Annotated in this window: 21 protein-coding genes; 3 read left to right on the plus strand and 18 right to left on the minus strand. The window is 65.4% G+C overall.

Annotation, left to right across the window (positions count from 1 at the left end):
• Window positions 1-317: 317 nt before the first annotated feature.
• From GRI75_RS08120 to GRI75_RS08180, 13 genes are all read right to left on the minus strand, one after another.
• Complete coding sequence (locus GRI75_RS08120; protein ID WP_160746469.1) at window positions 318-806, minus strand: prepilin peptidase; 489 nt, start codon at window positions 804-806, stop codon at window positions 318-320.
• The gene (locus tag GRI75_RS08125) at window positions 803-1453 is read right to left on the minus strand and encodes a tetratricopeptide repeat protein (protein WP_160746470.1); all 651 of its coding nucleotides are present in this window, start codon (window positions 1451-1453) and stop codon (window positions 803-805) included. The genes GRI75_RS08120 and GRI75_RS08125 overlap by 4 nt, the downstream gene beginning before the upstream one ends.
• Before the next feature lie 4 nt (window positions 1454-1457).
• The gene (locus tag GRI75_RS08130; RefSeq protein ID WP_160746471.1) at window positions 1458-2426 is read right to left on the minus strand and encodes a type II secretion system F family protein; all 969 of its coding nucleotides are present in this window, start codon (window positions 2424-2426) and stop codon (window positions 1458-1460) included.
• Between the two features lies 1 nt (window position 2427).
• Window positions 2428-3435 (minus strand): type II secretion system F family protein, encoded by a 1008-nt coding sequence (locus GRI75_RS08135; RefSeq protein WP_235911417.1) that lies wholly within the window; start codon window positions 3433-3435, stop codon window positions 2428-2430.
• Entirely contained in the window at window positions 3432-4814 is a 1383-nt protein-coding gene (locus GRI75_RS08140; RefSeq protein WP_160746472.1) for a CpaF family protein, read from the minus strand. The genes GRI75_RS08135 and GRI75_RS08140 overlap by 4 nt, the downstream gene beginning before the upstream one ends.
• The gene (locus GRI75_RS08145; protein WP_160746473.1) at window positions 4811-5971 is read right to left on the minus strand and encodes an AAA family ATPase; all 1161 of its coding nucleotides are present in this window, start codon (window positions 5969-5971) and stop codon (window positions 4811-4813) included. The genes GRI75_RS08140 and GRI75_RS08145 overlap by 4 nt, the downstream gene beginning before the upstream one ends.
• Before the next feature lie 46 nt (window positions 5972-6017).
• Window positions 6018-6644: a TadE/TadG family type IV pilus assembly protein gene (locus GRI75_RS08150; RefSeq protein WP_160746474.1), complete on the minus strand. Its 627-nt coding sequence runs from the start codon at window positions 6642-6644 to the stop codon at window positions 6018-6020.
• Window positions 6641-7150, minus strand: coding sequence for a TadE/TadG family type IV pilus assembly protein (locus GRI75_RS08155; protein ID WP_235911418.1), 510 nt, complete (start codon window positions 7148-7150; stop codon window positions 6641-6643). The genes GRI75_RS08150 and GRI75_RS08155 overlap by 4 nt, the downstream gene beginning before the upstream one ends.
• Window positions 7147-8862, minus strand: coding sequence for a pilus assembly protein TadG-related protein (locus tag GRI75_RS08160; RefSeq protein ID WP_160746475.1), 1716 nt, complete (start codon window positions 8860-8862; stop codon window positions 7147-7149). The genes GRI75_RS08155 and GRI75_RS08160 overlap by 4 nt, the downstream gene beginning before the upstream one ends.
• A 21-nt stretch (window positions 8863-8883) precedes the next feature.
• A complete protein-coding gene (locus GRI75_RS08165; RefSeq protein WP_202389659.1) occupies window positions 8884-9171 on the minus strand; it encodes a hypothetical protein in 288 nt (95 codons plus the stop codon).
• A complete protein-coding gene (locus GRI75_RS08170) occupies window positions 9161-10567 on the minus strand; it encodes a type II and III secretion system protein family protein (protein ID WP_160746476.1) in 1407 nt (468 codons plus the stop codon). The genes GRI75_RS08165 and GRI75_RS08170 overlap by 11 nt, the downstream gene beginning before the upstream one ends.
• Window positions 10557-11471 (minus strand): Flp pilus assembly protein CpaB, encoded by a 915-nt coding sequence (gene cpaB, locus GRI75_RS08175; protein ID WP_160746477.1) that lies wholly within the window; start codon window positions 11469-11471, stop codon window positions 10557-10559. The genes GRI75_RS08170 and cpaB overlap by 11 nt, the downstream gene beginning before the upstream one ends.
• Window positions 11472-11545: 74 nt before the next feature.
• The gene (locus tag GRI75_RS08180; RefSeq protein ID WP_160746478.1) at window positions 11546-11755 is read right to left on the minus strand and encodes a Flp family type IVb pilin; all 210 of its coding nucleotides are present in this window, start codon (window positions 11753-11755) and stop codon (window positions 11546-11548) included.
• Between the two features lie 478 nt (window positions 11756-12233).
• Here GRI75_RS08180 and GRI75_RS08185 point away from each other — a divergent pair, with 478 nt between their 5' ends.
• From GRI75_RS08185 to GRI75_RS08195, 3 genes are all read left to right on the plus strand, one after another.
• A complete protein-coding gene (locus GRI75_RS08185) occupies window positions 12234-13349 on the plus strand; it encodes a phosphatase PAP2 family protein (RefSeq protein WP_160746479.1) in 1116 nt (371 codons plus the stop codon).
• The gene (locus tag GRI75_RS14760; RefSeq protein WP_160746480.1) at window positions 13346-14551 is read left to right on the plus strand and encodes an O-antigen ligase family protein; all 1206 of its coding nucleotides are present in this window, start codon (window positions 13346-13348) and stop codon (window positions 14549-14551) included. The genes GRI75_RS08185 and GRI75_RS14760 overlap by 4 nt, the downstream gene beginning before the upstream one ends.
• Before the next feature lie 112 nt (window positions 14552-14663).
• Window positions 14664-15284, plus strand: coding sequence for a hypothetical protein (locus GRI75_RS08195; RefSeq protein WP_160746481.1), 621 nt, complete (start codon window positions 14664-14666; stop codon window positions 15282-15284).
• A 35-nt stretch (window positions 15285-15319) separates the two neighbouring features.
• Here the strand turns inward: GRI75_RS08195 and GRI75_RS08200 are convergent, their stop codons facing one another.
• From GRI75_RS08200 to GRI75_RS08220, 5 genes are all read right to left on the minus strand, one after another.
• Window positions 15320-16048 (minus strand): helix-turn-helix domain-containing protein, encoded by a 729-nt coding sequence (locus GRI75_RS08200; protein WP_160746482.1) that lies wholly within the window; start codon window positions 16046-16048, stop codon window positions 15320-15322.
• Between the two features lie 316 nt (window positions 16049-16364).
• Window positions 16365-17822 carry a helicase HerA domain-containing protein gene (locus tag GRI75_RS08205; protein ID WP_160746483.1) on the minus strand — a complete coding sequence of 486 codons (1458 nt, stop codon included), beginning with the start codon at window positions 17820-17822 and terminating at the stop codon, window positions 16365-16367.
• Between the two features lie 89 nt (window positions 17823-17911).
• Window positions 17912-18244 (minus strand): PepSY domain-containing protein, encoded by a 333-nt coding sequence (locus tag GRI75_RS08210; protein ID WP_160746484.1) that lies wholly within the window; start codon window positions 18242-18244, stop codon window positions 17912-17914.
• A complete protein-coding gene (locus GRI75_RS08215; protein ID WP_160746485.1) occupies window positions 18241-18840 on the minus strand; it encodes a ferric reductase-like transmembrane domain-containing protein in 600 nt (199 codons plus the stop codon). The genes GRI75_RS08210 and GRI75_RS08215 overlap by 4 nt, the downstream gene beginning before the upstream one ends.
• Entirely contained in the window at window positions 18837-19520 is a 684-nt protein-coding gene (locus tag GRI75_RS08220) for a Fe2+-dependent dioxygenase (protein ID WP_160746486.1), read from the minus strand. Before GRI75_RS08220 ends, GRI75_RS08215 begins: the two co-directional genes overlap by 4 nt.
• Window positions 19521-19545 lie beyond the last annotated feature (25 nt).

Genomic DNA, 19545 nt, shown 5'->3' on the forward strand with positions numbered 1-19545 from the left:
CTGCTCCAGCGGTGAGTCGCCAATACCCGTCCAACAAGCAGGTTTCCCGGTCGGTTGCAATCTTGTTAACTTGTTGCAACAGTCCGTTCGCGGCTCTGGAAAAAGCTCAAAAACGGTCGCATTATCAGCGCGCTATCCGTAAACGTGCCACGCAACCGCGCCCGAGGCTGGCGCAAGCCTTGGGGCAGCTGTCTCGTTTTGGGATAGTCACCGCGAGATTGTCGGAGCGTTGCGAAGTATTCGCGGCGCCGAGTTCGACGCGTCAGCTCAACCGGAAGGTCGGCGGAAGCACTGGGGGGGCAACCGGCGCCGTTATCTCAAAGTACGCCGGAAGGCAGTGCTATCGGCGTATCCAGCCAGTGGGTGAGCAAAAAGCCCGCCGCGATCGCAACCCCGTAAGGAACCTCCCAGCCTTTCAGGAAGCTGCCGGGGCGGCCCAGCATGCGGCGCCCGACAGCCATCGTAATCAGGAGAACCAGCCCGGCGGCGGAGGTCCAGCCGAGCAAGGCGAGCGGACCGGCCACGGGCGAAGCAGGAATGGCCAGCGCCGCGGCGGCATAGAACTTTGCGTCGCCGCCCCCGATCGCGCCGAGCGCGAACAGCAGCATGCCGATGACAAGCGCGATCGCTGCATGGAGCAGGGCCCAAGGCAGAGCGCCCGCGCCCGCGCTGAGGGCCAGTCCGGCCGCCGCAGCCACCGCGAGAGCGGCGCAGAGCCGGTTCGGCAGGCGGCGGTGGCGTATGTCGAGATAGGCGCCCGCGGCTGCAAGGACGGCAGCGGGCAGCAGCGCAAAGGCGAAGCTCATTCGGGCAGCGCTATTCTCACGGGATAGCTGCCTTCTGACGGAGCGCCCGGTACAGCCGCGGGGTCCGCAGTCGCGTCCCTGTAGGCGACGGCGATCGCCGGAGCGTTGCCCAGGTCGCCGCGCGACTGCACCACGACCTCGCCTCGGGAGACCCGGACCACCCTTCCGCCGGCGAGCGCCTCGCGCTCTCTCCGCGGCTCGGCGGCGTTCACCGTGTGCGCCAGCGCGGCGGCTTCGAACGCGTTCGCGCGGGTCGCAAGCATGACCTGCTGCTGCAGGCGCAACAGGTTGGCGACGTATTTGGTGTTCGCGGGTTCGGCCATAATGGCCCCCTGGAAGTAGCGTTCCGCAAGGTCCGGCCGCCCAAGCCTGGCATAGGCGACGCCCAGGCCGTTGCTTGCTTCCGCCCTGGTGGCAGGATCGAGCAGCGCGATGCGGAAGGACGCGACCGCGGCTGACACTTTGCCGTCGCGCAGCTGCGCCCGGCCCTCTTCCAGCGCGCCCGCTGTGTTACCGGCCAGTTCGGTCCGCTGTTCCGCTGCCGGCCGCTTGCCCTTGAACATCCAGCCGGTGAGCGGAAACGACTGACATCCCCCCAGCATCGCCGCGCACGCGGCCACGCACGTAAACTTGACCAGCCTCTTCATATCATCATCCCCCTGCAAGGGCGGGCATCAGCTGCCGCACCACTCGGACAACCCCTGGCATCATCAGAACCCCGATCATCGTCGGCAGCATGCAGACGACCAGCGGAATGGAAATCATCACCGGAAGGCGGTGCGCCTTCTCCTCGGCCCGCAGACGCCGTTTCTCGCGCATTTCCGCGGCATAGACGCGCAGCGTGTCGGCGATGCTCGTGCCCAGTTTGTCCGACTGGATCAGAAGCGTGGCGAAGCTGCGGATCTCGTCCACCCCGCTGCTCTGCCCCATCTTGCGCAGGGCTTCCTCGCGCCGAGCCCCCGCCCGCAGCTGCAGCGTCGCGCCGGAGAGCAGCTCCGCCACCAGCGGATGGGACGTGACCATCTCCCGGCCGACCCGGTCCATGGCCGCTTCGAGCCCCAGCCCGGCTTCGACGCACACGAGCATCAGATCGAGGCAGTCCGGGAAGCCGTTCCTGATCGCCTCCTGCCGGCGGTCGGCCTTCGCCGTGACATAGAGGTTCGGCACGTACAGCCCGGTCAGCGCGAGGACCGAACCGAACAAGTACAGCCTGATGAACGAGATCTCCTCCCCGCCGGCGCTCGCCATCAGCAGGTACGCGGCTGGAAGGACGATCACCAGGACCAGGCGCGCCAGCGTGAAGATCTTCGGCGCCGCCGGTGAAGTGAATCCCGCGGCGATCAGCTTCGCGCGCAGCTTGTCGCCTTTGCTGTCGGTGAGGCTGAGCCCGGCTTTCTCGATCTTTTCGGCCAGCTTCGCCCAGCCGCTGTCCTTCTGGTCCTGCAGCCGCATTCGGCCGCCGGTGGAGCCGGAACCGGCGATCGCCCTAAGGTCGGCCCTCAGCGCGGCGCGCCGGCCTGCCGCGCGGGAGCTCAGCAGCACCACCACCATCACGGCCGTGAACAGCAGGGCCAGGAAGGCGGCCCGCGCGATGACGTTGTTGGCGAGGAATTCGACCATCTCAGACCTTCAGGTTGACCATCTTGCGGATCGCGATCACCCCGACAGCATACCAGACGAGCATCGCCGGAAAGCCGATGTAGAAGATCGGGTCCGTCGCCACGTCGAGGTAGAAGCCTGGGTTCATCGAGAACAGCATGACGAAAGTGATGATCGGCAGCGCGACGAGCAGCCAGCCGGTCATCCTGCCTTCGGAGCTGAGCGCGCGCACTTTCAGGTACAGCGAAGCGCGTTCACGGATAACTTTGGACAAGTTGTCGAGGATCTCCGCCAGGTTGCCGCCGGTTTCATTCTGCACCGACAGCGACACCACGAACATGCGGATATCGTCGAGGTCCCACCGCTCGGCCATGTCGTGGAGCGCGTCGGTCAGTTCGGCGCCATAGGACACTTCGTCGATCACCAGGCCGAACTCGGAACCGATCGGATCCTCCAGCTCGTGGGTCAGGAGGTCCATCGCGCTGGCGACCGGATGGCCGGAGCGCAAAGCGCGGACGAAGATGTCCAGCGCCACGGGAAACTGCGCCTGCATCCTCTTACGCCGCCGCTGCGCCAGGAAACCCACGACCGTTACGGGAATACCTACTGCGGTGGCCGCCGCGAACGCCACGATCAGCTGGATCACGCCTGCCGAGAGGGGGTAGTTCGCGCTCCAGGCCAGGATGGCGACGAGCAGGATGATGGCCGCGAAGAGCACTGCCATCGCGAGCCCCACTTGCGCCGCGGTGAAGCGGACTGCCGCCATCGTTAGGTTGCGGCGGAAGGTGCGGTAAAGCTTCGCAAACGGCCCCACCCCCTCCGGTCCCAGGAGGGGATCGTTCTTGCGCAGCGAGCCGATGATATCCCGCCTGTCGGCGCCACCGGCGATCAGCTTCAGGCGCCGGTTCACCGCATTCGCGTGAAGGCCGCTTTCGACCGACACCCGCAGGACGACCTGCATCAGCAGGAACACCGACGCGAACACCGCGACCAGGATCAGGAACCGGACGATCTCGGTGCTGGGCATCATGCGTTCCCGATCCGCAGCGAGGGCCGGAACAGCTCGGCCGGAAGCTCGATGCCGTGCTCGGACGCATATTGCAGGAACTTCGGTCTGATCCCGGTCGCTTCGAAGTGGCCGAGCACTTCGCCGTCCTCCCCGCGGCCGCTCATCTTGAAGCGGAAGATTTCCTGCATGGTGATCGTCGGCCCTTCCATGCCGGTGATCTCCGACAGGCTGAGCAGGCGGCGGCGGCCGTCCGCCTGGCGGCCGATCTGGACGACGACGTTGATCGCCGAGGCGATCTGCGCCCGCGACGACGCCGGCGGCATGTCGATCCCGCTCATGCCGATCATCTGCTCCAGGCGCGACAGGGCATCGCGCGCGGTGTTGGCGTGGACGGTGGTCATCGACCCATCATGCCCGGTGTTCATCGCCTGCAGCATGTCGAACGCCTCGCCGGCGCGCACCTCGCCCACGATGATCCGGTCGGGGCGCATGCGGAGCGCGTTCTTGACCAGCTCGCGCTGGGTAACCTCGCCCCGCCCTTCGATATTCGGCGGCCTCGTCTCGAGCCGTGCAACGTGCTCCTGCTGCAACTGCAGCTCCGCCGAATCCTCGATCGTGACGATCCGCTCGCGCCCGTCGATGTAGGACGAGAGCGCGTTCAGCAGCGTCGTCTTGCCGGAACCGGTGCCGCCGGAAATCAGCACGTTGCGCCGCGAGCGCACGATCGCGGAAAGCACCTCGGCAACCGCTTCGGGAATGCTGCCCAGCTCGATCAGCCGGGCCATGCCGATGCGCTTCTTGGCGAACTTGCGGATCGACAGCAGCGAACCGTCGATGGCCAACGGGGCCACGATCGCGTTGACGCGCGAACCGTCGGCAAGCCGGGCGTCCACGAACGGCGATGACTCGTCGATCCTCCGCCCCACGGCGCTGACGATCTTCTGGATGATGCGCAGCAGGTGGCGCTCGTCCTGGAAACGCGTGGGAGCCTTCTCCAGCAGGCCGTGGCGCTCGACGAACACCGTCCTATGGCCGTTGACGAGGATGTCGGTAATCGACTCGTCCGCGAGCAGCGGCTCGAGCGGGCCGAGGCCGAGCAGCTCGTCCAGCACTTCTCCGACGAGCCGGTCCCGCTCGCGCGAGTTGAGCGCCGCATCCTCGTCGATCAGGAGCCCCAGGACGATGTCCCCGACCTCCGCTGCGATCTGCTCTCGCGAGAGTTTGTCGAGGATGCTGAGGTTGATCCGGTCGAGCAGCTTGCGGTGGATCGTGGTCTTCAGGCCGAGATACCGGTCGACTTCGGCTTCCGATGTGGCCGTGGCCGTGAGCAGCGCGGATGCCGCCGCGGCTTCCTCGACGGCGACACTGGACGCCCGCCCGCCTGCGATCTGCCACCTCATAGCCCTGCTCCTCCCTCCAGCCGCGGCCGCAGCGTGTCGGCCAGCTTGGCGACATCCGCAGCGTAGGCGCTCTTGGCGCGCACCTGCCGGACGAGGATACCCTGGTCCTGCGCCACGGCGATGCTCTGCCCGTCGGCGTGGAGGCCGCACAGGACCGGGTGGTCGAGCGCCTTCTCGACATCCGCTAAGCTGATCGTGCCGAACAGGCGACGCTCCATCCGGTTGACCACGACCGAGACGATCCGCCGATCGATCCCGACGCTGCGAAACAGGTCCAGCCGCCGCCGCGCCTGGCGCAGGCTGGCGATGGTCTGCTCCGCCAGCATGACGATCCCGTCCGCCTCGGCCAGGATCGAGAGGTTCCAGTTGGTCAGGTTCGAAGGGAAGTCGATGAAGACGAAGTCGAACTCCTGCCGTGCCAGATCGATGGCGCGCCGCAACTGCTCGGCGTCGATCGACTCCAGCGGGACGATCTCGGCGGGCGCGGCGATCACCGCCACGCCGCTGGCATGGGGTGCAGCCACGGACCCCAGCAGGGAAGCGTCGAGCCTGTCGCCGGCCTCGAGAAGATCGGCCAGATTGCGCTTGGGGGAGAGGCCCAGAACTTCCGCCGCGCGCCCATACTGAATGTCGAGATCCAGCAGACAGACATTCGGCTTATCGGCTTCGGGATCGGCGAAGCTCGCCGCCAGATGCGTGACCAGCGTGGTCGCTCCGCCCCCGCCCAGTGCCCGTGTGACCGCGATCAGCGGCGCGAGCCCCGCGCGCGAACCGTCTTTCGCGGATTGGACCTCCATCACGGCGATCACGACCTGCAGCAGCTCTTCCGGCGACAGCGGCAACGAAACGACGTCGGCGACGCCCTGCCGCACGAGGGTGCGGACCAGCCGCAGGTCGGCGCTCTCCAGCGCGACGATCTGCGGCAAGTCCGGACGCAGCGCGCGGACCCTCTCCACGCGGTCCATCGAGCCGGGCACTGTGGGATCGACCTGCACGACCAGAATGCCGGCGCCGAACAGGTGCGCGTCGGTGATCGTTTCGTGCAGCTCCAGCGGAAGCAGCCGCGCGCCCTCGATCCACGGCGCTCCGGCAGCCGCACGCAAGGCAGCGATCTGCTCGCTGGCGGCAAGCACCGTCAGTGGCGCGGGAAGTCGCAAGCGCCGTTCCTTTCCGGGGCTGAGAGGGCTGTCTTGTTGTCCCATGTCAGTTTGAACTCTCCCCTCGGCCATCTTCCATCGTCAGGGTGTAGCTGGCGGAGGGGATGCCCAATTGTCCGTTGAACAACATCAGCGTCATCGGTTGGAACGTGAGGTTCCTCAAGCTGACGGTCACCAGCGGTGCCACATCGGGACCGTTCGGATCGCCGGAGAAACCGAGGCCGGAGTTGGCGTAGGCGACCACGATGTTCTGCGGCTGAATGGCGGGATAGATGTCCTTCATACGGCTGGCGAGCGTGCCGAACGCTGTACCGTCCCCTCCCGTTGCCGGAACCGTGGGGGAGCAGGATTGCGAGAACGGCGTGCAAGTCGCCGTTGTACCGTCGCCGGTGCAAGTGGTACCCTCGAACTCGGCCGGCCCGACAGGCGTTCCTTGCGGAACACTGCACGAAACCGCGTAGCTGTAGTCCTTCAGCGCGCCCGGGACCATGTCGGTCGCGACCGCCCAGCGCGCGCCGATTTGCGTGGCCTTCTCTGCCTGGTTGTACTCCCACGCATAGCGTCCGGCATCGATGATGCCGAGCAGGAACAGAAGGAACAGCGGCAGGATCAGCGCGAACTCGGTGGCGCTACCGCCGCGCTGGTCGCGCTGGATGGCGAGTAGAACGATCACAGCCCCATCACCGAACTTTGCGCCGAGGCCCTCAGGTTGATACTGCCGCTGTCGAAGCCCAGTACTGAGACCAAATCGGAGAGCGGCGACGAGGGGTAAGGAACGGCGGCGCTTACCGTGACTCGAGGGGCGTTACCGGACACGGAGTCGTAGAGCCCGCCCTGACCGGTTACGCAACTGACGGAAACGGTAATGTGCGCATTCTGCCAGCCGCGCACCACCGCAGTTCCGCCACTCAATTCGCCTGTGCGGGTCAGATTTTTGATGTTAGTCGTAGCCGTGGCATCTGCGGCTGAGGAGGAACAGGTGTAGTTCGAGAAGTCGAGCCGCCCGGCGTAACGCGCGCCGTCACGAACGCCCTTCACCACCTTATGCTCGCTCCACAAGAAGTAACCGCCTTCGAATGTGACGAACAATAAGATGACCAACAGCGGCAGCATCAACACCATCTCCGCCGCCGCCGCACCGCGACTGTTCTGAATGAAGGACCAGAGCCACCGCATCATCGGACCAAATACGGCATGTCGCGGCGGACTTGCTGCGAAGCGTAAGACCCATCGCCTGCCATTTGAGACCGTCCGATGATTTCGACGTAGATCGCGTCCTTGAATGCATTGTACCGCCGGGCGTGGTCAGTTGAAGGTTCCACAAGAAATACATCGACCCATTCTTCGATCAGCGCATCGCTTGATTGACCACTCAACCGTCGGTAAGCGCCCACATCATCGCCGCAGTTCGCGACGATCGCTACAGTCAAGACCCGCCTGTTGTGATGCGGCGTGGCGCTCCCCGTAAAGCAGACGGGAGCACCCCTTTGAGGCGCAAGGCTTGGTATCACGCCCCCGGAACCGAGCAGCCCCAATTCCCAACGATAGACATCGTACCGCGTATTTAAACCGGAAGGGGGAGTGACGCCCGGGTGATTGTACCGGAAATAGTCGGCTTTGGCCCAGATACCATCGCCAAACCGTCCACCGCCTCCAGCGCAAAACCCGCTATTGTTGAATGACGTATAGTGACAGAGGTCGCGTGGTAAGCCCATCGCCGCAACGACACCGTTATCATCATAGGTGCCATCGCTCTGTGCAGTTGGCCCCAGTGGTTTGAACTCGCTACCAGCAGCAGGAAGCTCCCAGCCTCCATTGTTTCCTTGTCCAGTCTTCAACTTGCAACTACTTCCCGGTTTGGAATTGATGAAGTCTTTTACGACGTTCGAGGAAGGAGGGCAAGTTGACCCTTGGCAGCTCGCAAGTACATTGCTTCCATTATCGTTGAAGTCATAGATATCGAACCGTGTATTTATCGCATTATACAAGCTTTGCGGAGTTCCAGTGCTCACACGGTTTTCGCCGATAGGCACGCAGTTCGTTGGCGGGTTCGAGTAGGCAAGCGCCCTCAGCAGCGCCGCATTTTTTGGACCTGGTTCGCTTGACTCGCCGACTTCCAAGAAACCAAAGTCGCCTGGCGCCCAAGTGGTGCGGGTGTCGCTACCGGGCTCCCCTCCATTGTTGCTTTTCCCGACACTATGTCCCGTCGCAACGACACCAATCCCCCGATTTGAAGCCGCGTTGAACGGCAACGGCGGAACCCCATCCCCAGGTGTGTCGTTGGGGTTGCAGATCATTATTGGCGGCACCTTGCACACTGAAGACCCCAAGCCAGCGATTGCTGCCGCTTTAAGTCGGCCCGCGAACGCGCCGACAACCGGCGTCAATGCGTAGTTGGCAGCCCTCGTCTCCGTCTCCACGATGATGAAGCGAGCGGCCTCGTCGCAGTCGGCGTCAGCGAGGTCGAGGCGATTTGCATCCGCGGGATCGCCGGTGTAGGCCTCCGCGTGCGATCGTTCGGCGAAGAATGCGATCTCTGCCGCGTCCTCATCGTCGGAGGCAGGAGCAATATCAACGGCTCGAGTTTGATTCGCGTCGTTCGCCAGCAATGTGTTGTTGGTGACGAGATCGCCTCGCGCTGCGTTGATCGCACGTTGGCACGCGCCAATGCCGCTGGGGGATGTTGCATCGGTCTTCCCATCCAACTGCGTAGCCCCGGCCAGCGCCGCCTGGTCCGCCGCATTCTGCAGTTCGGAGTCCATGCCCGCCAGCCGCGCATAATCGAACCCGACGCCGCCGACCGCCACGAGCGCCGGCAAGGCCAGCGCGTAAAGCGCGGCTGTGGCCCCGTTCTCGTTACGCCAGAAAGCCTTGCAGCCGCGCTTGGACATATGCCTCCCTCACCGTGAAACTCAGTTGCCGCTGCCGCCAGCGCCGCTGGTCGTGCTGATCGTCTCGGGTTCCTTGACTGCATCGTTGCGGTAGCGTTCGATCGCATCGGCAGCGTGGTCGCCGCTGGTGATCATCGGGCCGCCGTAGACCGGGTCGGGATCGATCACCTGGGCCATCATCGTCTGCCGGTTGGCCTCGCCGAAAGCAGCGTCGCCGGGCTCCTCGAACACCGAGGGAACGCTGGCGCAGCCGGCGAGGAGAGAAAGAGCCGACAGGCATGCGGCGCGCCGAACTAGATCAGTATTCATAGTCGCCACTCCCCTCGGCGGGCTGGGCCGCCAGTTCGCCTGCAGGTACTGGATCGTAAGCTTCACCCAGCAACACCGCGGCACCGACATCGGGATCCTTCACGCGGTCCGTCGGCAGCCGCACTTGGCTGGGCCGGATCGGCGCTACCAGGCGCGGAGTGACAACGATCAGCAGCTCGGTCTCGCCCTTCTGGAACTCGGTCGAACGGAACAGCGCGCCCAGGATCGGAATCCCGCCGAGCAGCGGCACCTGGTTGATCGTCGTCTGGAAATTCCGCTGCAGCAGCCCTGCGATGGCGAAGCTTTCGCCGTTGCGCAGTTCCAGCGTGGTGCTCGCCCGTCGCGTCTGCAGACCGGGGATCGAGATGCCGTTGAGCTGCAGCGAGGCCGCCGGGTCGATCGCGCTCACTTCCGGTTCGACCTTGAGGTTGATAGTGCCGTCGCCGAGCACCGTGGGTGTGAAGCCGAGGCTGACGCCGAACGGCTTGAATTCCACCGTGATGCTGCTCGCGCCGTCGTCACCGCCGCCGCCGGACTGCACCACCGGGATCGGAAACTCGCCGCCGGCCAGGAAGGAGGCTGTCTCGCCCGACAGCGCGACCAAGGTCGGTTCGGCCAGGGTCTTGGCGAAGCCCTTGTTCTCCAGCGCGTTGAGATATGCTTCGAAATCCAGGCCGAGCGCGCGGAAGGTCGTACCGAACACACCGAAACTGTTGAGGATGCTGCCGATCTCGAAAACGGGTCGGCCGTCCGCACCGGGGACGACGGAGGCGCCACCGCCGAACGCGCCGTCGAAGTTGTCGCCGTTCGCGAAGCCGCGCACCCCGATATCCTCGCCGATCTCGCGGCGCACTTCGGCGAACTTGACCTCCAGCATGACCTGCTGGCTGGCGCCGAGGCCGATCATGTTTACGACGTTCTCGCCGGCATAAGTCTGCGCCAGCTGGACGGCGCGGCTGATCGCGCCGGCGTCGTTGGCCATGCCGGTCAGGATCAGCGAATTGCCCGAGATCTGCGCATCGATCTGCGTGCCGGGCACGAGGCGCGCGATCTGCTCGCGGTAGCCTTGCGCGTCCGGCCCCACGGCGATGTCCATCACCACCAGCACGCGACCGCCACGGTCGTAAAGCGTCAGGCTGGTAGTACCCATCGCCTTGCCGAGCACGTAAATCGAACGGTCGGTGAGCGGCACGACATCCGCGATCGCAGCATTGCCGACCATCGCCTTGGCGATCGGCTGGTCGGCGGAGACCACTTGGCTCTTGTTGACCGGCACTTCGAGGGAGCCGCCATGGACGCCGTTCTCGAGTAGCTGGGCGCTGGCTGGGACGGCGGTGCCGAGCAGCGCCAGCGCCAGCGCCGCACTCGCGGTGCTGCGGGCTATATTACGAACCATAGCGCTGGACCTCTTCATTGGTGGTGTCGACGCCGCGCACCACGACCATCGTGGGTCCGGACGGGCGCCGCGGCGCAGGAGCGGCAGCGGATGCGGCCGTACCGGCAACCGCAGGCGCGGAAGCGCGCACGGTCTGCACCTGCTGCACCGGCGCGGACGAGCGGCCGCGGATGTAGTACCCACCGCCGAGATCGCGGGTGGTGACGGTGGCCCGGCTGCCGTTGTCCAGGCTCTCGATATTGCGCAGCGCCAGGCTGAGGCGGCCGACCTGCGTGGCTAGCACCAGCTTCTGCGCATCGCGCGGAGTGGCTTGCAGCGTGGCGGTCCGACCTACGGCCGCCTCGGAGTTCTGCTCGTCGGCGCGCAGATCGATCGCCAGAACCGGCACGCTCTCCAGGATGATGGAAACCATTTTGTCGTCGCCGCTTGCGCCCTCTCCGGGCATTTGCCGTGTCAACATCACGTCGACCACGTCGCCCGGAGTAACGAAGCCGGCGACGCCACTCACGGCGTCGACCGGCACGGTCACAGCGCGCATGCCTTCCGGGATATTGGCGGAAAGGACCGCGCGCTCGGAAATTCTCGATAGGAGGATCGGTTCGCCGCGCGCGATCGGGCGAATGGCAACGTTGCCGCCGGACAGCAGCCGGTCGAACTCGCTGTCGCGATATGCTCCCTGTGGGACGGAGTCCGCCGGCCAGTTAGCCACGCGGACGTTGTCGCGCGTCAACGGACTGCCGAATTGCAGATCCTGGTTGGCAACCGCAACGCGGACGAGTTGCTGTTCTTCGGCCACCCGCTCCTGGCGCTGCTCAACGCCACTAAACCAAGCGTTGGCGAAGTAGACGGCCATCAAGCCGAGAACCACGGCAACGCCGACGATTATCAGATTACGCCGTTCCATGCGGCTCGCCCCCAGATGATCCCGTTAAGAAGGAACTCCGCCCACCCGCGAAGGCGGGCGGAGTTTGTTGGCGCTTAGTCCCCGCAGTCGGCTTTGTTCACTACGCCACCCGTCGAGGGATCCAGGATGCACTCGCCAGCCTTGGACATGGCGCTCCCGATCGCATCGCCGAGTGCCAAACCGCCAGTGATGATGGCAACACCGATCACAACCAGGATCAGAGCATATTCGGCAGCCGAAGCGCCGGATTCGTCCGCGAGGAACGTCTTGAGAAAAGTCTTCATGTCACAATACCCCACTAAGCCCGCGGGCAGTGCATGCCGCGGGAGTTTACCACAGGCTCCGGCTTCTATTTCCGGCTTGCCCCCGCTCGCCTGAGGAAGTTCCTGAAACCGGCACGATCCCGTTTTGTCTTCCGGCTGCTGCCGGACCCCGAAACGCAGGCTTCCTTGCGAACTGCAGCTATGTTTCCCTAGTTGCCAAAACAGTCAATTGCATAACGACTTGGTTTCCTTTGCAGTATCGTTTCGAGACGCTATTGACTGCGGCGGCTACCCATTTTGGGGTATTTTCCCACCCCAAGTGCCTGAAGAGCAACGCGCAGCTTACCTCCAGATGAAGGGTCGTGAGCCTCGAATCACCCCGAATCACTCAATCCAAGCACACAAAGCGCGCTGCATTTAACCAGCGGCGCACCCGGCCCTGTTGCTGCACCAACCGCCGGCCGTTAGGTGTGCGATGCAGGCCGTTGGAGGGGACCGGGTGCGAGAACTGCTGAGAGAACTCCGCCGCGGTGCGGCGGCGGATCGAGCGATACTGCTCGCGCTGTGCCTCACCTGGGCCGGTTACGTCGCGTTGCTTGCCGGGAAAGGCATCAATGCACTGGCCCCTCAGACTTACCGTCTGAACTTCAATCTCTACCTCGCGGCGCTTCTCGTCAGCCTGGTCCTCGGCATGGCCAGCGTTCTTGCGCGACATCGCCCGGCTAGTCCGATCCGTTTCGTCGCGGCGTCGTTCGTTTCCAGCGGCGTGTCCAGTCAGCTGGTGCGCGGTATTCCGATGCTGCTGGCGCTGGTAATCTTCCTGCCCGTGTTCGGTTCGATGAAGAGCGCCATCCCGCTGTTCAGTTCCTATACCTGGGACGACACCTGGATCGCGCTGGACCGGGCGCTGCACGGCACCGATCCATGGAGGATTCTGCAGCCGGTCTTCGGCTACCCTCTCGTCACTTCGATCCTGGCCGGGTTCTATCACCTGTGGATCCTGCTGATCTACGCGGGCGGCGTGGGCTTCTGCTTTTTCGTGGGCGACCGCCAGCTGAGGGCGCAATTCTTCGTCGCCTACTTCGCCTGCTGGGCATTGCTGGGAAATGGGCTGGCGATCACCCTCGCATCCGTGGGCCCGTGCTTCGTCGGGCCGATGCTGGGCGATCCGCGTTTCGACGAGCAGATGGCCTATCTCAAGGCCGCCAACGCGCACTACCCGGTGATGACCCTGGCCGTACAGCAACAGCTGATCGATTGGTACACATCCGGCAGTGGCGGTCTCGGACGCGGGATCAGCGCCATGCCATCGATGCACGTGTCCATCGCATTCCTCTTTTTCCTGGCGATGCGGCGAATATCCAGGATAGCTGGGCTGCTGTTCGGCGCCTTCTTCGTGATCATCATGATCGGCTCCGTACATCTGGCGTACCACTACGCAGTCGACGGATATGTCTCGATCGCGGCGACTTGGTTGATCTGGCTCGCCGCCGGTGCCGCAGCGCGCCGGATCGCCCGCGCAGACGGGGCCGTCGAACTGCCGGTTGCCCCGTCCGGCGCTGGCCTCGCCCGGTCGGCGGAGGCGAGCACCGCGGTGCCGCAGCGCGACTCGTGAGCAGCCTTGCCGCACATCGCGATCAACTGGACCGCCTCGTCGCGTGGAGTTTCGGACTCGCGCCGGCTGCCTTGTTCCTGCTCACCTGGACCGAAGAGTTCACGCCCCTGCAGCAGATGGCCCGGGCGTTCGCACTTCCGGTGCTGGCGGCGGAGTTGACCATCGTCATCGTCTCGTTCGGCGAGGGAAACCGGCTCGGCAAGCTCCAAGCACTCCCGCTGGCGCTTCTCGGAGCGCTTGGCCTGTTGGCCTGGGGCACGGCAATCACTGCTGCCGAGCCTGCTGCGGCGCTCGCGCGAACGGCGGCCTGGACCATCCACGTGCTGTTCGGCCTGGCCTTGGTCAACCTGCGGCTACAAGGCATGCTCGACTTCGATCGCGTCGTCCGGGCGCAGTTGGTCGGGTTCCTGGTGTTCTTCGCACTCCTTGGCGGCTTCGTAGCGACAACCGCGCACCCCGTGGTCGGTGCGTTCGACCTACCGGCGTTCGGCAATATCCGCTGGTTCGGGTACTACGCCGCCGCGGTCATCGGTCTTTGCGCCATGCGCATTCTCCAGCGCGACAAGATCGCCCTGCTTGCCGCTGCGGTGGCATTTGCCGTGGCTTTCTGGACAGGTGCGCGGGGCGTGGTCGCGGCTGTCGTGGTTGGCTTTGCTGTGTGTGCTGTTTTGCTCCCGCGCTTCCGCTCTTCGCGGCTTTGGCTGCTGTTGGGGCTGGTCGGCCTCTCCGGGTTGGCACTGTCGTTCGGATTGGCCGCATTCCTCCCCATCGACGATCAAGGTCCCGCACGCATGGCTCGCTTTGGCTCGAGCGGTCGGATGGAACTGTGGCAAGCCACTGTGTCGAAAGTGCTTGAACGGCCGCTGTTCGGCTGGGGCGAGGGACAGTTCGTGCATCGCTGGGGATCCATGTCGGTCGCCCAACCCCACAACATCATCCTGCAACTGCTTTACGTCTGGGGCATCGTAGGTGCCTCGTTCTGCGCCGCACTGGCGCTGTGGCTGGCGCCCCGCTTCCTGAAGAACCGCACGGCGGAGGCAGCGCCGTTCCAGTGTGCGGCCCTGATCCTCGCGGCCTATTCGTTCGTGGACGGCGCGCTCTTCTACGTTCAGTCCACCTCGCTGTTCGCCCTTTGCTGCGCGGCAGCCGTGGCGGCGGGGATGCCGAGGGAGCCGGCCGCGAGCAGTCCGCCCGCCGGTTAAGGCACGATCCCCTTCGTCGGTTTACCTCCGGTCCCATTTGCTGGATAATGCCGGGGGAACGCGGGGGTGACGCATGGCACAGCTGCAGCGTAGGTTCGGTCGGCGGTGGCCGGTGGCGGTGCTTGCGCTTTCCGGCGTGGCCGCCGTTTCGCTCGGAGACGTGGTGGCGGGATGGTACGTAATCGCCGGGCGCGCACCTTCGGCGGCTGGGGAATACCCGGTGCGCATCGCCTTGCGGCGGTCCGGACCGCCAGCCTCCGGGAGCCGATTTCTCGCCCAGGCGCACGAACCAGGCGCGGGGGACCTTGCGCCTGCCGCCGAAACGGCCACGGCGGCGGAGGGCGCGGCCCACCTGCTGCCGCAACACTCGGCTGGCCCGCGCCTGGCGAATGCAATGTCAGGCCAGAGCCCTACGGGGGATGGGGCGCTGGCGATCAAGTTCGACCTCGCCGACACGACGGGATCGCGAGTTGGGGGATCGGCGATCGAAATCCGCAAGGCCATACGCCTGAACGGGGCCGACGCAGGGGACGCCCGCATCCACGTGGATGCCAGTTCCACGCTTTCGATGGCACGGGAGGAACTGGGCCGGATCCTGGTCAAGTCCGGCCGGCAGGAGCTTATCGGGCAACTCGGCTCCGGCGGGCGCTTCGTCAGCTTCGATGAGATGCGCAGCCGGGGGATCGAGGTGCGCTACGATCCCGTATTGGACCGCATCCTGGTCTCGATCTGACTACGGCTCACGCAGTCCCCGGCCCGCAAGCGCGATCAGATCTGGATCGTGATTGAGACGTTCTCCGAACTCGTGCCCGCTGCCTCGGCGATCCTCTGCTTGCAGCTCTGCACCAATTCTCCCAGCGGCACGGTCTCGCCTTCCGCGGCGCCCCGATGCTCGTCCGCTGAGCGACGTGCGGCAGAGGTCTCGCCGAAGAGCAACTCGCGCTCCGATGCGCCGAGTGCCACGGCAAGTGCCTGAACCGACTTCTGGCGGGGCCGCACATCGTCCCGTTCCCACTTCCAGACGGTCGGCTTGCTGACGCCGACGAGCCGCGCCAGGCCGATAAGGCTGATGCCGCGTTGCTTGCGAATTCGCCGGAGACGGGTGCCGAAGCTTTCCTCGCTGGCCGGCTCGTCCGCGGGCGGCGAGCCGTGGTCCTCCGCAGAAACCGGCTGCGGCCCGCTCAGCAATTGCGAGGCGCTCAGCGTCGCGCGGCTGATGCGCTTCTCGAACTTGCAGCCGAAGAACTCGTTGCTCGCCCATACGACATCGGCCTCGGTTGGCCCGGCGTGGGGCAGGACCACTTCGATCCGTTCACCGACGGAGAGTTGCCCGGATGTCTGCAGGAGAAGGCCGGTCTCAGAGAGGTCGTGCACGACGACGTTCAGCGCTTCGCCCGAACTGCTCGCCCCCGGTGCAAGCAGGCGCAGCTTGCGGCGCGGCCCGACACGGCTTTCCACGGCGCGGCGGCGTTGCTCGAGATGGGCTTCTATCGACATGTTGCAATCTCCCTTGCGGGAGGACTCAAGCCCATCCAGGTTAATTTCAGGTTTAGGAACGGACGCCGCGGCTGCATTCTGGGACATAGTGTTTACGCAAAAGGACCTTTCGTTGCCGCTGCGGTGCTCATCCTGATCCCGGGCAGCTGTCTTGGGTTGCTTTGCCGCGCTTCTGCTTGGGACCGCTGCAGCGGCCGGCGGTTGCCTTCTCAAGCCGCTACAGGAGAGGCAACCCTGTGAATATAGGAACATTCACTCACATCGCCGCGCGAGCGCCGCGCGCCGCCGCCGAAGCACTGCTCACCGCAAACGCAGATCAGGGCTGCGCATGCTCCAGGCCGGGAACGCTCAGTGTGCGCCCTCCCCCATAATCCTCGCGGACGAGGATCACGCCCTTCTTCTCCAGATGCTCGAGCAGGCGCCTGATGCGGCCGGGAGAGTTGGTCCCGTAGACGCGCGAGAGTTCGTCTTCGTCGGGACCTTCGCCGCGTTCGGCCATCGTTCGGGCGATGAGCAGGAACGGCGCCAGCACGTCGTCTTCCAGCTCGGAGCCCAGTTCCGCGATCGCTTCCCGTTCCCGCTCCGGCAGGCGGTCGAGACCGGCGAGAGCCATCGCGAAGCGGCGGCGGAAGCCGGACATGTCGAGCCCAGCGGAGACATGGCGCTTGCGGCACTGCGTGAGAAAGGCCTGGAATAGCGCGGCCGTGGGTCGGAAGGCAGAGCCCGCATCGGCGGCCATTTCGCGCAAGATCGACTGGACTGCCTCCGTGCGCTCTTCCGCGGGCTGTTCCGGGGCCTCAGGCCCTGCCGGCGGTTGCGGCTGCCCCAGTTCTTCCATGCGATGGGCGATCTCGGCTGCACTGTCGGAAGAGGGCGCAGGCGGCGGCGGCGGAGCTTCAATCCGCGCTTTGGCGGCGGGGGCAAGCTGCGTGTGGAGCAGCGCCTCCATGTCTTCCGGCGGGGCCGAGGGCAGAGGGAGCAGTCCCCCACTGCTGGCCCGTGGGCCCGATGTGACCGAACCGATCCGCACTTTTATCGGCCGCCGCGAGATCGCCGGACCGAGACCCAGGAACCGGCCGCGTTCGAGGTCGCGGATCTGCTCCGCCTGGCGCCGCTCCATGCCCAGCAGGTCGGCCGCGCGGATCATGTCGATATCCAGGAAGGTGCGGCCCATCAGGAAGTTCGAGGCTTCGGCGGCCACGTTCTTGGCCAGCTTCGCCAGGCGCTGCGTCGCCACGATGCCCGCAAGCCCTCGCTTGCGGCCGCGGCACATAAGGTTGGTCATCGCATTCAGCGAAATCCGCCGCGTGTCCTCGCTGATCTCGCCGGACACCGCCGGAGCGAACATCTGCGCTTCGTCGACCACCACCAGCGCGGGAAACCAGTGCTCGCGCGGGGCATCGAACAGGGCCGAGAGGAAGTGCGCCGCGCAGCGGATCTGCTGCTCCACGTCGAGGCCTTCCAGCGCCAGGACCACCGAGACCCGGTGCTTGCGGGTGCGCTCCGCCAGTGTCTCGATCTCGGCGACGGAGTGACTCGCCCCGTCGATGACCACGTGATCGAAGTGGTCGGCCAGCGACACGAAATCGCCTTCCGGATCGACGATAACCTGCTGGACGAGCCCCGCGCTCTGTTCCAGCAGACGCCGCAGCAGATGCGATTTGCCGGAGCCGCTGTTCCCCTGCACCAGCAGGCGCGTGGCGAGCAGTTCTTCGATGTCAATCCGCACAGGCTTGCCGGACTCGTCCTCGCCAATGACAACCTGCGCTTCCACCGGCCTGGCGATAGCCGCCGGCGGCGTCAGGCCCAAGGCTCCGACGAGCGCTTTCGGTGCTTTTTCAACACCCGCGCCGCGGTCGGGCTTCAGCCCGCCGGATCGAAGCCCTTGGCGCGGAAGATTTCCTGGCCGCGCCGGTACACGATCAGCTTCTTCAGGGTGACGGGATGGAAGAACGCTTCCAGCACCTGGCCGGCTTCGTTGCGGGCATAAACCTCGTAGCAATCGCCCTGCACCAGCGCTTTTTCGAGTTGCCAGCCTTCGGCCCAGACTTTCTTGCGCAGCTCCGCCATCGGCTTCCACTTGTCCTTGGGGCCGGAGTTGCAGGTCACCTCCCCATCGGCCTGGGCGGGCGACGCCATTAGGGCGCAGCCGAGCGCCGCGGCGAAGGCGACCAGTGGGGGGCGAATCGTTTTCATGCGAAAGTCCTTTCTCGTGTTACCTTGGTCGAAACGCGCCAGGCGCGCAGCAGCCAGGCCATGGCTAGCGGCAGAAGATGAATGGCCGCTGGTTTCCAGTTCCAGTCGAGCAGCAGCCAGTGCGCGAGCGCCAGCACAAACGCCGCATAGACGAGCCGCTGGATGCGCTTCCAGCCTCGCCCAAGCCACCGCATCGCGCGGTCAAAGCTGACCGCCGCCGGCAGGATCATCAGGAAAAGCGCGAGCCATCCGGTCCAGATGCCGGGCAGGCCCAGCTCGTCCAGCATCGCCGCGATAGTGCGCATGTCGATGACATAGATCGCCAGGTGCAGCAGGGCATAGGCAAACGCCGCCACTCCCAGGTTGCGGCGGATGGAAAGCCAGCCGCGCAGGAAGCGGTTCGGGCCGAAGGCGTCGATCAGGGGCCCCGGCAGCATGGCCAGCACCATCAGGCGCACGGACGTCTCGCCGCTCGGGTGGAGCAGGTCCATCGGCAACGCCTCTCCGCCCACTAGCCCGCGCAGCATCAGCGCGGCCGGGACCGCCAGCAGGAGCCACAGGATCGCCTTGGCTGTGGCGCGCGGCAAGAGCGTCATAGCGTCGCCCAGCGGCGCAGGAGGTTGTGATAGACGTGGATCAGCCGGTCGAGATCGGGATCGTCCTTGGTCCGGCCCACCGATAGCGACTGGATCGACTGGTCGAGATCGAACAGCATCGACCGCGCCTGGGTATCCGCCACGGCGCTCTGCAGCCACAGGATCGCCGCGATGCGCTGGCCCCGGGTCACGGGAGTCACCTGGTGCAGGCTGCTGGACGGGTAGAGCACCATGTCCCCCGCCGCGAGCTTCACCCCCTGCCCGCCATAGGCATCCTCGATCACGAGTTCACCGCCGTCGTAATCGGCCGGGTCCGAAAGGAAGAGAGTGGCGGAAAGGTCGCTGCGGATCGTCCTGTTCGCATCCGGCATGCGCATCAGCGCGGAATCGACGTGCGTGCCGTAGTGTCCGCCGTTCTGGTACAGGTTGAACATCGGCGGGAAGATCGTCTCTGCCAGCGAGGCCGAGATGAACAGCGCGTTGTGCCCCAGCTTGCGCAGGATGGTGTTGCCGAGTTCGCCGGCCAGCGGATCGGCCCGGTCGAGCTGGAGGTTCTGCTTAACCGCCACCGAACGCGAGCCGGCCGTTTGCGCCCCGTCTACCCAAGCTGCTGCATCGAGCAGCTCGCGCATGGCGGCGACTTCATCCCGGTCCAGGACCTGTTCGATGACGATCAGCATGTCTTACCTGTTTGCAGCACGGGCC

Origin of the sequence: Croceibacterium soli, assembly GCF_009828065.1 — a bacterium.
Lineage (GTDB): Bacteria > Pseudomonadota > Alphaproteobacteria > Sphingomonadales > Sphingomonadaceae > Croceibacterium_B > Croceibacterium_B soli.

What these genes read in the sequence shown, in the direction of transcription:
- GRI75_RS08120 (WP_160746469.1), bottom strand. Translation starts at nt 806, where the DNA reads ATGAGCTTCGCCTTTGCGCTGCTGCCCGCTGCCGTCCTTGCAGCCGCG.
- GRI75_RS08125 (WP_160746470.1), bottom strand. Translation starts at nt 1,453, where the DNA reads ATGAAGAGGCTGGTCAAGTTTACGTGCGTGGCCGCGTGCGCGGCGATG.
- GRI75_RS08130 (WP_160746471.1), bottom strand. Translation starts at nt 2,426, where the DNA reads ATGGTCGAATTCCTCGCCAACAACGTCATCGCGCGGGCCGCCTTCCTG.
- GRI75_RS08135 (WP_235911417.1), bottom strand. Translation starts at nt 3,435, where the DNA reads ATGATGCCCAGCACCGAGATCGTCCGGTTCCTGATCCTGGTCGCGGTG.
- GRI75_RS08140 (WP_160746472.1), bottom strand. Translation starts at nt 4,814, where the DNA reads ATGAGGTGGCAGATCGCAGGCGGGCGGGCGTCCAGTGTCGCCGTCGAG.
- GRI75_RS08155 (WP_235911418.1), bottom strand. Translation starts at nt 7,150, where the DNA reads ATGATGCGGTGGCTCTGGTCCTTCATTCAGAACAGTCGCGGTGCGGCG.
- GRI75_RS08160 (WP_160746475.1), bottom strand. Translation starts at nt 8,862, where the DNA reads ATGTCCAAGCGCGGCTGCAAGGCTTTCTGGCGTAACGAGAACGGGGCC.
- GRI75_RS08165 (WP_202389659.1), bottom strand. Translation starts at nt 9,171, where the DNA reads ATGAATACTGATCTAGTTCGGCGCGCCGCATGCCTGTCGGCTCTTTCT.
- GRI75_RS08170 (WP_160746476.1), bottom strand. Translation starts at nt 10,567, where the DNA reads ATGGTTCGTAATATAGCCCGCAGCACCGCGAGTGCGGCGCTGGCGCTG.
- cpaB (WP_160746477.1), bottom strand. Translation starts at nt 11,471, where the DNA reads ATGGAACGGCGTAATCTGATAATCGTCGGCGTTGCCGTGGTTCTCGGC.
- GRI75_RS08180 (WP_160746478.1), bottom strand. Translation starts at nt 11,755, where the DNA reads ATGAAGACTTTTCTCAAGACGTTCCTCGCGGACGAATCCGGCGCTTCG.
- GRI75_RS08200 (WP_160746482.1), bottom strand. Translation starts at nt 16,048, where the DNA reads ATGTCGATAGAAGCCCATCTCGAGCAACGCCGCCGCGCCGTGGAAAGC.
- GRI75_RS08210 (WP_160746484.1), bottom strand. Translation starts at nt 18,244, where the DNA reads ATGAAAACGATTCGCCCCCCACTGGTCGCCTTCGCCGCGGCGCTCGGC.
- GRI75_RS08215 (WP_160746485.1), bottom strand. Translation starts at nt 18,840, where the DNA reads ATGACGCTCTTGCCGCGCGCCACAGCCAAGGCGATCCTGTGGCTCCTG.
- GRI75_RS08220 (WP_160746486.1), bottom strand. Translation starts at nt 19,520, where the DNA reads ATGCTGATCGTCATCGAACAGGTCCTGGACCGGGATGAAGTCGCCGCC.